The sequence below is a fragment of the Natrinema sp. DC36 genome (genome assembly GCF_020405225.1).
Lineage (GTDB): Archaea > Halobacteriota > Halobacteria > Halobacteriales > Natrialbaceae > Natrinema.
Map to the genome: position 1 here is coordinate 255,402 of NZ_CP084473.1, position 11,736 is coordinate 267,137.

The 11,736-nt window shown below is 59.2% G+C and carries 8 protein-coding genes; 6 read left to right on the forward strand and 2 right to left on the reverse strand.

What is annotated here, in order from left to right; genetic code table 11:
* The first annotated feature begins 107 nt into the window (after positions 1 to 107).
* Complete coding sequence (locus LDH74_RS22320; protein ID WP_226042666.1) at positions 108 to 1,145, forward strand: LLM class flavin-dependent oxidoreductase; 1,038 nt, start codon at positions 108 to 110, stop codon at positions 1,143 to 1,145.
* Positions 1,146 to 1,277: 132 nt separating this feature from the next.
* Here LDH74_RS22320 and thrC read toward each other — a convergent pair whose 3' ends face one another.
* Positions 1,278 to 2,537, reverse strand: coding sequence for a threonine synthase (thrC, locus tag LDH74_RS22325; protein WP_226042667.1), 1,260 nt, complete (start codon positions 2,535 to 2,537; stop codon positions 1,278 to 1,280).
* A gap of 209 nt (positions 2,538 to 2,746) precedes the next feature.
* Here thrC and cofH point away from each other — a divergent pair, with 209 nt between their 5' ends.
* On the forward strand, positions 2,747 to 4,102 hold the full coding sequence (cofH, locus tag LDH74_RS22330; protein WP_226042668.1) for a 7,8-didemethyl-8-hydroxy-5-deazariboflavin synthase subunit CofH: 1,356 nt from the start codon (positions 2,747 to 2,749) through the stop codon (positions 4,100 to 4,102).
* Between the two features lie 225 nt (positions 4,103 to 4,327).
* Complete coding sequence (locus LDH74_RS22335) at positions 4,328 to 6,040, forward strand: inositol monophosphatase family protein (RefSeq protein ID WP_226042669.1); 1,713 nt, start codon at positions 4,328 to 4,330, stop codon at positions 6,038 to 6,040.
* A 96-nt stretch (positions 6,041 to 6,136) separates the two neighbouring features.
* Here LDH74_RS22335 and LDH74_RS22340 read toward each other — a convergent pair whose 3' ends face one another.
* Positions 6,137 to 7,474 carry an amidohydrolase family protein gene (locus tag LDH74_RS22340; protein ID WP_226042670.1) on the reverse strand — a complete coding sequence of 446 codons (1,338 nt, stop codon included), beginning with the start codon at positions 7,472 to 7,474 and terminating at the stop codon, positions 6,137 to 6,139.
* A 195-nt stretch (positions 7,475 to 7,669) separates the two neighbouring features.
* Here LDH74_RS22340 and LDH74_RS22345 point away from each other — a divergent pair, with 195 nt between their 5' ends.
* From LDH74_RS22345 to LDH74_RS22355, 3 genes are all read left to right on the forward strand, one after another.
* Positions 7,670 to 8,968: an amidohydrolase family protein gene (locus tag LDH74_RS22345; protein ID WP_226042671.1), complete on the forward strand. Its 1,299-nt coding sequence runs from the start codon at positions 7,670 to 7,672 to the stop codon at positions 8,966 to 8,968.
* A 242-nt stretch (positions 8,969 to 9,210) separates the two neighbouring features.
* Positions 9,211 to 9,852, forward strand: coding sequence for a rod-determining factor RdfA (gene rdfA, locus LDH74_RS22350; RefSeq protein WP_226042672.1), 642 nt, complete (start codon positions 9,211 to 9,213; stop codon positions 9,850 to 9,852).
* A 2-nt stretch (positions 9,853 to 9,854) separates the two neighbouring features.
* Positions 9,855 to 11,663, forward strand: coding sequence for an archaea-specific SMC-related protein (locus LDH74_RS22355; protein ID WP_226042673.1), 1,809 nt, complete (start codon positions 9,855 to 9,857; stop codon positions 11,661 to 11,663).
* Positions 11,664 to 11,736: the final 73 nt, after the last annotated feature.

Here is an 11,736-nt window from a genome sequence, read left to right on the forward strand (position 1 = left end):
CTCGCACAACCGGTCGGTACAGATCTGTAGGCGGTTGGTCGGCATTGCCTGAGTTTATCACCCATACTTATTTAGTAGACCTCGGATTACTTCTCAACGGAATTCCAATGAGCAGTAGCAAACAGGTGTTCGATAGAGGCGACCGTGTTGGTATCTACCTGCAGGACAAACATTCGTTACAGGAGAATCTCGAACTCGTCCAGTACGCAGAAGAGCAGGGGATCGACGAGATCTGGCAGGCGGAGTCTCGACTTGCACGCGACGGCATTACGCCGCTCGGCGCGTACGCCGCCGTCACGGACCAGATCAAGCTCGGGACCGGCGTTATCAACAACTGGACGCGCAACACCGCACTCATTGCCCAGACGATGAGCACACTGGAGGAACTCGCCGGTCCGAACCGCATCCAGTGTGGGATCGGCGCCTGGTGGGACCCACTGGCAGAGAAGGTCGGCATCGACCGAAGCGGTGCTCTCCGCGCGATGCGGGAATGCGTCGAGGTCACACAGGACCTCCTGGACATGGAGAACGTCACCTACGACGGCGAGTTCGTTCAGATGCGTGACGTGGAACTCGACGTCGTCCACGGCGACTCCGGACCGCGGACGGTGCCAGTGTACGTCGGCGGTACCGGATTCAAAATGCTCGAGCTCACGGGTCATTTTGCCGACGGCGCTGTGATGAACTACCTCGTCAGTCCCGAGTACAACGAGAAGGCACTCGACGCGCTCGCGACCGGCGCAGAGCGCGGCGGCCGGTCGCTCGAGGATATCGACCGACCGCAACTGGTCGTCTGTTCGATGGACCACGATGTCGACAAAGCGCTCGACAACGCACGCGAACTCATTACTCAGTATCTGGGGCAGCAGCCCCACATCATGAAGGCAAGCGGTGTCAGTCAGGACCTCATCGACGAGGTCGGCGACGCGATCGGCGGCTGGCCGGCGGACAAGGAAGACATCAAACAGGGAATGGAACTCATTCCGGACGACGTCGTCCACAAGCTCACAGCTAGTGGGACTCCCGAGCAATGTCGGGAAAAAGTCCGCGAATACGCTGAGAGTGGCTGCCAGTGCCCGATTCTCTATCCGCTCGGGGACGATCGCGAACTGATGATCGACGAGTTCGCAGACGGCTACCTGTAGCGATACGGCACGTACTCGTTCACGTTTCGGGCGAGTGGTGGGACCGCCTGTTCCGTTCGGCGCGTTTGCATTTTCAGTTCGAGAGTAGTATCTCGGATCGAGACCGACGTTCAACAGCCGCTTCGGCGACGATCAGTCGTCGGCAGCGGCGGCCTGGGCGTCTCCGAACAGCGCTTCCACTTCGGAGAGTTCGGGCTCGATCCGGTTGACGTCGCCCGTCGCTTTCTTCGCGCTCTCGGTATCTTTCAGGCCGAAGCCGGTCGAGACGACGACGACGGTTTCGTCCCGCTCGATGATTCCCTGCTCCAGCGCCTCCTGAACGCCGGCGACCGGCGTCGCTCCTGCAGGTTCAGCGTAAATCCCCTCCGTGCTCCCAAGGAGCTTCTCGGCCTCGAGAATATCCTCGTCGGAGACCAACACGGTGTCTCCGCCGCTCTCTTGGGGAGCGCGGCAGGCCTTGATCGTGTTGCGCGGCCGGCCGACGGCGATGCTGTCGGCGATGGTGTCGGCAATATCGTCGATATCCTCGTGGCCCTGGAACGTATCGTGAATCGCCGAGGCGCCTTCCGCTTGCACGCCGAGCATCTTCGGGTAGTCGTCGACGTAGCCGAGGTCGTAAAATTCCTTGAATCCCTTCCAGGCGCCGGCGATCGTACAGCCGTCACCCATCGAAAAGACCACCCAGTCGGGCACCTCCCCGCGGACCACCGACTGTTCCGCGAGCTCGTGACCGACGGTTCGTTTCCCTTCCACCTGGAAGGGGTTGATCGCCGCATTGCGGTTGTACCAACCGTACTCGTCCGTAACCTCGACGCTCAGATCGTACGCTTCGTCGTAGGACCCGTTGACGGCGAGGACGTCGGCACCGTATACGAGCGGCTGAGCGAGCTTGCCGGCGGGTGCGGCCCCGGGAACGAAGATGCGACAGTCCAGACCGCCACGCGCCGCGTACCCGGACAGCGAAGCCGCCGCGTTCCCAGTTGACGCACACGTGATGATATCACGGCCGGCGTGTTTGGCCTTCGTCACCGCGATGGAACTGGCGCGGTCCTTGAAACAGCCGGTTGGATTGCGCCCGTCGTCCTTGACGAGCGTCTCGACACCGAGCTCCTCGCTCAGATTCGGAGCGTCGAACAGGTCCGTCCCGCCTTCGTTGAGGGTCACGACTTCTGCATCGTCGTCGACCGGTAGAAACGCTTCGTACTTCCACTGGCTCTGAATGTTTCCGTCGAGGTCGGCGTCGAAGTTGTCGTCGATGACGTCGTAATCGTACTTGACCTCGAGAATGCCTTTGACGCCCTCGTGCTCCGGACAGGTGTAAATAATCTGGTCAGGGTCGTAGTCCCTCTCACAAATCGTACACTCTAACGTAGTGACATGGTTCATTGCCATACGAGATATCAAGCAAGGCACCTACTAAAAGACACCGCACACCATTCAAAACGGTTGCCGCTGTCAGTGAGCCGTATTTTCGAGATACGGCAGAACAATCTCTGTCACTGACCGGCACACGATATCCAAATCCGTCACAAATGTCCCGAAGAGTCGTTCAGAAAACAGAGAGGGACACATTTATCGTCACGGCTGTATGTCTTCGTTTCATGTCAGACGCGTTTCGATTGGGGGTCACTGGACCCGCCGGTCGAATGGAATACAGCCACCGTCCAGACACGACGCAATCGTTCGAGAACGCGCTCGAAAAGGCCCGTAACGGAGAGCGATTAACCGTCGATGACGGTGTCGAGCTGCTTACCACGGGGACGAAAAGTCCCGAAATCGACCAGAGGCGCAAGGAGGAAGTACTCCGGATCGCCGACTACCGACGTGCGGAGGTGGTCGGTGAGGAGGTGACGTTCGTCGCTAATCTCAATAACAACGTGACGACGGCGTGTAACACGGGGTGCCAATTCTGTAACTTCAAGGATACCGCCAGCAAATTCGAAACGGAATACTCCGAAGATCACGGGGGTTTCACGAAGACGCCGGAAGAATCTCGCGAGATAGTGCGAGACGCCGTCGAGCGAGGTATCTACGAAGTCTGTTCCGTGAGCGGTCTTCATCCGGCGTTCGCGCTCGACGATGAACACCGGGAACGACTGGAAGCGTGCGATCGTAACGACCTCAATTACAAGGCCCCTGCCGCGTACACCGTCGATCCCGGGACGTACTGCGACCAGATGAAGGCGATGAGCGTCGACGGCGTCCACGTCCATTCGATGACTCCGGAGGAGGCCTATCACGCCCGGCGCGGCACCGACTGGGAGTACGAGGAGGTGTATCGTCGTCTCCGTGATGCCGGCCTGAACTCTGTCCCCGGGACTGCCGCGGAGATCCTCGTGGACGAAGTCCGTGAGGTAATTTGCCCCGGGAAGATCGGAACCGACGAGTGGGTCGCAGCGATGGAAGCAGCTGCTGCCGTCGGTCTGCCGATGACGGCCACGATCATGTACGGCCACGTCGAAAACGAGATGCATCGCGTCCAGCATCTCGATGTCATTCGAGACCTGCAGGACAGGACGGAGAACATCACCGAATTCGTTCCGTTGTCGTTCGTGCATGAACAGACTCCACTTGCCGAACACGGCGTCGTCGAGTCAGGTGCCAGCACCGACGAAGACGAACTCATGATCGCCGTCTCGCGCCTGTTTCTCGACAACATCGAGAACATTCAATCGTCGTGGGTGAAATACGGCGACGCCCAGGGGTTGAAGATGCTCAACTGCGGAGCGAACGATTTCATGGGGACGATCCTTTCCGAAGAGATCACCAAGCGCGCGGGTGGCAGTTACGGCCAGTTCCGTTCGTTCGAAGAGTACTGTGACATGCTTTCAGCGATCGGACGGCCGCCGGTCGAACGCTCGTCAGACTACGAACAGCGCCGTCGCATCGACGTCGAGTCGGATCGAATCGGCCCCCGTCTCGGACCTGCCGCCGACGGAACACCGCTCGTCGAGTAAGTCCTCGTTGCAATCTTCGTATCATATGTGTCATACGGCTACTGCGTTGTACGCCACACATCGGACGGACGTGCCACACTGGCGGCACACTCATGCCACACTCGTCGTGGCGACAGTGCTTTTATACAGTAATCGCTCGATGGTTCGCTGGACGCTAGCATAGTCCACTACCGTCGGCACGGTCGCCGATGATAGCGCACGGAGAGCTAGCAGTGAGTTACAACCATGTACGGAAGACGCTTAGCGACAATAGAGGAGATCATCGCGCTCGTCAGTCCGGATAGTGAAGAAGAATTATCGACGCTCGAAACGTGGGCGGACGATCACGAGATACCCGTCCACGCGGTCGAGGTGGGTGACGACATCGATGAGGTGTACACCCCGGAACGCGAGTACTTGGGTGTCACTCTCGGCGGTGACGGGACGTACCTCGAAGGCGTCCGGCAGTTCAGTCCGAGACAGGTTCCGATCCTCGGGATCAACGCCGGGACCCTCGCGTTCCTCGCGAGCATCTCCCCGGACGACCTCACGGACGCCCTCGACGAAACCCTGCGAGGTGGTGCGACGGTCGACCGCCGGCAGCAGTTACACGTCGAGGGCAACGGAGTCGACTGTACCGGTATCAACGACGTCATGATCGAACACGAGCTGCCGGAGAATCCCGTCGACAGGAAGATCACCGAGCTGGAGGTATTCGCGGACGGCGAGTTCGTCGGTGAGTACGAAGGGAGCGGACTCGCAGTATCGACGCCGACCGGTTCGACCGGCGTCTCACTGTCGGCTGGCGGCCCCGTCCACTACCCGATGAACAACTCGTCGTTACAGATCGTGCCGCTGCACACCCATCGGATGGGTATCCGTCCGCTCATCGTCGATGCCGACACCACCATCGAAGTCGTCTCAGAGGGGTCCGCAAACCTCCTCGTAGACGGTGGACGCGCGCAGACCCGTCTCGAGGAGGACGATACGATCACTATCAGTGGAGCCGACACGTCGGCACTTGTCGTTAACACGAGTTACGACGACGACTTCTTCACGTCCATCTCCGAGAAACTCGGCTGGAGCGTTCGTGAAGACAGACACGATCAAGGTGATACCGACCGAGTAGTCTCGACCACCGAAGCGGAAGACGTCGTCCCCCGGGCCGAGCAGGTAGCGGAGGACGCTTCGAAGGCGGCCGGTGAGGCGCTCAGAGAACTCCACGGACAGACGGAGTCCGTCGAGTACAAGTCCGATAAATCGGACATCGTCACCGAGGCCGACTACAAGGCGGACAACATCATCACGACCGTCATCGAGAACGAGTTCCCCACTCACGGGATCCGATCGGAGGAGAGCGGTGAGCAAGTCGGGACGAGCGAGTACACCTGGCTGATCGATCCGCTCGACGGTACGGGGAACTTCGCACATGGCAACCCCAACTACTCGATCTCCATCGCGCTTCTTGAGGACGAGGAACCCGTAATGGGCGTCGTCTACGCGCCGGAAACGGACGAAATGTTCACTGCGATCGAAGGTGAAGGAGCGACGCTGGACGGCCTTCCGATTTCGACGACCGATCGAACGTCGCTGGACGAGTGTATGCTCCTCTCCGGTTACGATCCGAACGGAGCATTCCTCTCGCACTGCTATCAGGAAACTCGCGGTGTTCGAAGTATCGGTTCGGCTGCGCTGAACCTTTGCTTCCTGGCGGCCGGAAGCGCCGACGCGGTGTGGGAGTTCGATACGTATCCGTGGGACGTCGCTGCTGGGGTAGTTATCGCCCGCGAGGCCGGCGCCACGCTCACGAACGCGGACGGCGAGCAGTATGACCCGATCGCGGCACACGAGACGCGAAACGAACTCGTCGGATCGAACGGACCGGTCCACGAGGACCTGCTCCGTCATCTCGACGACGAACAGGAACTGCAAGCTACGCAACAGACCAGCGCAGACTGACGTACCGCGTCACGTTATACCTGCCTGCGCCGTTGCCGTCCCCTTCTCGTTTTGGTTCGACACTCAGTGGGGATCCACGTCCGTTTCAGCGGTAGGCTACGGCCGCGAGAGGAACTCGCCCCGGCCGGGCGAAGACTGGACCTCGTGATCGCTGGCGATAACGTCGCCGTTCGCAATGACCGTGTCGACACGTGCGCTCCACTCGCGACCTTCGTACGGCGTCCAGCCGCCGACGTACTGAAGATCATCGGCCGAAACCGTAAACTGGTCTTCGCGAACGAGAACGATGTCCGCGTCGGTCCCCTCCTGGAGCGATCCTTTCCGCGGGTAGATACCAGCCTCGCGTGCTGGCCGCGAACAGATAAGCTCGTGAAGCCGTGTCCAGGAGAGTCGGTCCTCGTGAACGCCGGCACTGACAAGGAACTCGAGCATCGTTTCGATGCTGGGCAGTCCGGCGTACGGCTCCCAAATATTCTCCCAGCCGCGCTCTCGGTCTTCCCGGTACGTCGGGAAGTGTTCGCTGGCGATGAGATCGATCGTTCCGTCGCGGACGGCGTCCCAGAGTCGATCGACCTCTGCGGGCGATTTGAGGCTCGGATTAACCTTCAGGAACGGTCCCTTCTCCTCGACGTCTTCCGCCGAGAACGCGAGGTAATGCGGACAGGTCTCAAGGGTCACCGGAACGTTCGACCGCGATTTGAATCGTCCGCCTTCGCGTGCCCCGCTTCCGCTAGAGACGTGGACGACGTGAAGGGGACACTCGGCGTATTCGGCGAACCACCCCATTCGATTGATGGCGTCGAGTTCCGCTTCGAGCGGGCGGGACTCCATGTACACGTCCGGCGTGGTTTCGTCTATCGACGCTCGAGCGTGGTCGAGGAGTCCCTGCGTTTCGCAGTGAACGCGGACTTTCCCGCCGGCGTTTCCGACGGCCTCCATCAGGGACACGATCATCTCGTCGGAAGCGAGGTATGGCTCGGCCGTGAACGTCTTGAAATCGCGCGTGCCCTCCGCCATGATCCCCTCGACGTTGATATCCGCTTCTTCGACGTTTCCCGCGACTAGTCCGAAGTCAATGTGTGCGAGGTCGGCACATTCGTCTCTCTTCTTCCGGAACGCGTCCGGCGACGTGATCGGGCTCTGCGTCGGGAGCTCGACGACGGTCGTCACTCCGCCGGCCGCGGCACTCGCCGTCTGTGACGCGAAATCGATACCATCCGGAAAGAGGTTCGGATCGTGCAGATGATTGTGGACATCCACGACACCCGGAATAGCGATCTTCCCCGCAGCGTCGATCACGTCTGTCGCGTCACCGTATTCGCTCGCGACGTTCGGGCCGATCGCCCGTATCTGGCCGTCGTCGATGGCGATAGATCCCGCTCGAACGCCGGTCGCACTGACGATACGCGCGTCTTCGATGAGACGATCAATCATGAACGACAATCGTATCGCGAACGACCAAAACAGTTGGCGAACCAATCGTTACCTTGTCACTTTCCGGAGTGTGACGCCTCGGCCAACGCGTCCACACCGAGAACACGTTTGTGGCAGCGATGTGTTGCGATATGGGAACCGTCGACGAAGTCGATCAGAGGTACCTTTTTGTAGAACGACAGTATTTGCCATGGTGTGATACTGAACGCAGGCACGCTCATCACGATGAACGATGAGCGCGAGGTCAGAGAGGAGGTCCACGTCGTCGTTGAGGACGGCGAAATCGTCGACATCGCCGACGGATACGAATCCGCCGAGGAGACGATCGACGCTCGCGACGAGGTCGTTATTCCCGGCCTCGTGAACTGCCACACGCACATGTACGCGCTTCCGATTCGCGGCGCGCCGCTGACCGCGTCCCCGGAGAGTTTCTACGAAGCGCTCGTCGACATCTGGTGGGAAGTCGACGAAGCGTTCACGACGCGTGACGCCCGGTTCTCCGCCCTCGGATCGGCCGCCGAGATGGTGGAGAGCGGCGTCACGGCGTTCTGTGACAACTATTCCGGACCGAACACACTTCCCGGCGCACTGGACGCCGTCGCCGACGGCGTCTCCCAGACGCCGATCCGCGGCATGATTTCGTTCGAGACGACTGCACGTAACTCCGAAGCGGAGGCCCTCGAGGGGATTGACGAGAACCAGCGGTACATCCACGAGGCAGAGGAGGAGTACGACGATATCACCGGCCACTACTGCCTCCACACCCTGTTTACGAACACGAAGGACGTCGTCGACGAGTGTGTCGAGCGTGCGGTCCAGGACGATCGGCCGATCCAGATCCACTTGGAGGAGGGACTGGTCGACGTCCACGAGTCGATCAAGAAGTACGGGGAACGACCCGTTCCCGCGCTCGATTCGATGGGGTTTTTCGAGGCAGACGTCATCGCTGCCCACTGCGTCCACTCCACGGAACGTGAACTCGAGATCCTCGCCGAAAACGATGTGAAGGTCGCGCACAACCCGTACTCCAATATCAACAACGCGGTCGGCATCGCCGACATCGAGACGATGGAAGAACTCGACATGACGATCGGCATCGGCGACGATGGCTGGGACCCCGATATGTTCGAAACAATGCGGTCGGCCGTTGGCATTCACAAACTGAAACAGAACGATCCGAGCGGCTTTGACATGGCGAAGGCCCTCGAATGGGCGACTATCGGTAGCGCGGGAGTCCTCGGAATGGAAGACCGGATCGGCAGCATCGAAGTCGGGAAACGCGGTGACTTCGTTACGCTCGACCTCGGTCCGAACCCCGTACTCCCCGAGAGCGCGCCCTACTACGTCGTCAGTGCCGCAAGCAGGGCCGACGTGACGCGGACCGTAATCGACGGGAAGACCGCGTACAGTCCGGATCAGGGCGTCCGCGGTGTCGACGACGCGGAACTGGAGTCCGTCGGTGAGGCGAGCGCCGAACTCTGGAATCGCCTCTGAACTGACGGGACCGACTGTCAGCCAGCGGCGTACTTCCGCACTGTCAGCGAAAGATCAGGGAACGAACTATAGTTAACAGGCTTAGCTTGTTAACCATCTGTTTGCCTCTTATCCGCCCACAGTCTTAACAGGCTAAGTCTGTTAAATACAACACGCACCGATCGGGCATCCAAACGAAGGAGAGAGACGAAACGTACACGCTTCGTCAAGATTTATCACTGATGCGCAAGTAAGAATGAGTAATGCCAACTGATCTTGGTTGCAAGGTGGATGCAGCCGTAAAACGGTACGGTTTGGAATCCGCCGATCCGGTGTACGAATCGATCGACAGGGGGCTCCTCGCTCGGTGGAAAGGGTCCGACGACCGGACACCGATGGGGTACCGATCGCTCACGGAGTGGTTCAACAAACGCCTCCTCAAACGGGTGTACGACGAGCACGGCCGCGATTCGCTGGGCGCTCGTGTCGATAGCGATTACGAGGCGCTACGCAGCGACGACGAACTCGTCCGAGAGGAGATGATCGAGAGCCTATCGGCAGACGGAATCGACGCCGAACGGGTTCTCGAGGACATGGTGTCGTATGGGACGATGAGAAACCATCTTCAGGAATGCCTCAACGGGGATAAAGCACCGCAAACTGCCGAGACTGAGTGGGAACGCGAGAGCATCGAGGTAGCTCGTGAGGTCGCCAGGGAGAAAGCCGAACGAGCACTGTCGTCACTGGAGACGAAAGGTCAGATCGACGGCGTCGAATCATCGTCCATCGAGGTCCAGATCCAGCTGAGTTGCGAGTCCTGTCCGACTCGTATCCCGCTCGAAGTAGCGGTCAAGCAGGGCTACGTCTGTGAAACGCACGACCAAACACCCGCCGCCTCACACTGATCATGACCTGGAATATCGAAATCGAAAACATCGCAGGAATACTCGACGGAAGGACGACCATTGAGCCGGGGTTGAACGCTGTTAGAGGGTCGAACTGGCAGGGGAAATCGAGTTTCATCGAGGCTATCAAGACCGCACTCGGAACGTCGACGGAACTCACCGAAAGCAAGGACAGCGGACGGGTGAAGCTACAGACACCCGACCGCGATATCACGGTTACGCTCACCCGCGAGAACGGAACCGTTCGGCGGAGCGGTACCCCGTATCTCGAAAACGAGTACGACGTTATTCGGACGGAACTGTTTGCCTGTCTCGACGAGCGAAACGAGGTCCGCAGTGCCGTTCGCCGGGGCGAGAACTTAGAGGACGTTCTCATGCGCCCGCTCGATTTCCAGAATATCGATGAGCAGATCACCGATCTGAAACGCGAGCGCGAGCAGATACGGTCGGAACTCTCACAGGCGAGAGAGGCGAAAAAACGCCTTCCCGGTGTACAGGAACAGGTCACCCAACTCGAGAAAGAGATCGAGGAGTTACGCGAAAAGCGCGATGAAATCGCCGTCAGCGACTCTGATGAAGCAACTGGCGAAGACGAGAACGATGACGCGTCTCCCCAGAAACGGTTGAGTAACGTACAGACGGAACGGAATCAAGCTGAAAACCAGATCGACAGATTAGAACGGACCATCGAACGAACCGAAGAACGTCTCCAGCAGCGAAGATCCGAACTCGAGTCGCTCGAAATTCCAGCGGACGACGATATCGAGGATAAACTTGCGGCAGCCCGGGACCAACTACAACAAATCGAACGGGATACCGAAGTACTGCAGTCGGTATACTCGGCGAACGAGATGGTTCTAAAGGAGAACCGACTTGATCTCTTGACGGAGGTCGAACGTGAATTAACTGAAGACAACGTGGTTTGTTGGACATGCGGGAACGAGGCCAAGCGCGAGGAAATGGAGGAACGACTCGACCACCTTGGTGACAAAATCACGGATCAGCGGGCACAGAAAGAGCGGTATCACGATAGAGTCCAAGAACTCGAAGCCCGCCGCGAAGAGATCGATCAGGCGGAGCGTCGAAAGCGCGATCTGGAAAGTGAAATAACGGAACTGGAAGACACGCTTGCCGATCGACGTCAGAGTCTCGACGAAGCGGAGGAACGATACCGAGACGCTCAGGAACGGGTCGAAGAGCTCTCAGATACCGTCGACGAGACCGTCGAAGCGATCTCCGACGTCGAAAGCAAAATAAAGTATCGGGAAGCCGAACTGAACGATGTCAAAGACGAGCTATCCCAGCTCGAAACCCGGGCCGAACAAGTCGAGATGCTCGAAGCCGAGAGCGCGGAAATTCGGTCCGATATCGAAGAACTCCGGAATCGCAAAGACAGAATCAAACACCGCGCTCGAGAGGCGTTCGACGAAGCGATGGATGAAATCCTCTCCCGGTTTGGAACGGGGTTCGAGACCGCTCGTCTCACCGCCGACTTCGATCTCGTCGTCGCTCGTGACGGTCGAGAAGCCAGTCTCGATGCACTCAGTGAGGGAGAACTCGAACTTATCGGCTTCGTCGCAGCGCTTGCAGGCTACGAATCGTTCGACGTCGACGAGGCGGTGCCGCTTCTGCTCGTCGACGGTCTCGGCGGGCTAGCGGACGACAACCTGCACACTCTAGTCGAGTATCTTCACGAACGGACGGAATACCTCGTGTTCACCGCATATCCGGAGTACACGGCGTTCGAGGGCCGCGAGATCGACCCCGGTAATTGGACCGTCGCGACGAACAGGCAGGCCATCACTGACTGAGTGACTGTTCTTTCTCCCATCTTTGCGGTTCGTTCCGTCACAACTGTTTTATCCGGGCGCAGTGACGCGAGAG

What these genes read in the sequence shown, in the direction of transcription:
- LDH74_RS22320 (WP_226042666.1), top strand. Translation starts at nt 108, where the DNA reads ATGAGCAGTAGCAAACAGGTGTTCGATAGAGGCGACCGTGTTGGTATC.
- thrC (WP_226042667.1), bottom strand. Translation starts at nt 2,537, where the DNA reads ATGGCAATGAACCATGTCACTACGTTAGAGTGTACGATTTGTGAGAGG.
- cofH (WP_226042668.1), top strand. Translation starts at nt 2,747, where the DNA reads ATGTCAGACGCGTTTCGATTGGGGGTCACTGGACCCGCCGGTCGAATG.
- LDH74_RS22335 (WP_226042669.1), top strand. Translation starts at nt 4,328, where the DNA reads ATGTACGGAAGACGCTTAGCGACAATAGAGGAGATCATCGCGCTCGTC.
- LDH74_RS22340 (WP_226042670.1), bottom strand. Translation starts at nt 7,474, where the DNA reads ATGATTGATCGTCTCATCGAAGACGCGCGTATCGTCAGTGCGACCGGC.
- rdfA (WP_226042672.1), top strand. Translation starts at nt 9,211, where the DNA reads ATGCCAACTGATCTTGGTTGCAAGGTGGATGCAGCCGTAAAACGGTAC.
- LDH74_RS22355 (WP_226042673.1), top strand. Translation starts at nt 9,855, where the DNA reads ATGACCTGGAATATCGAAATCGAAAACATCGCAGGAATACTCGACGGA.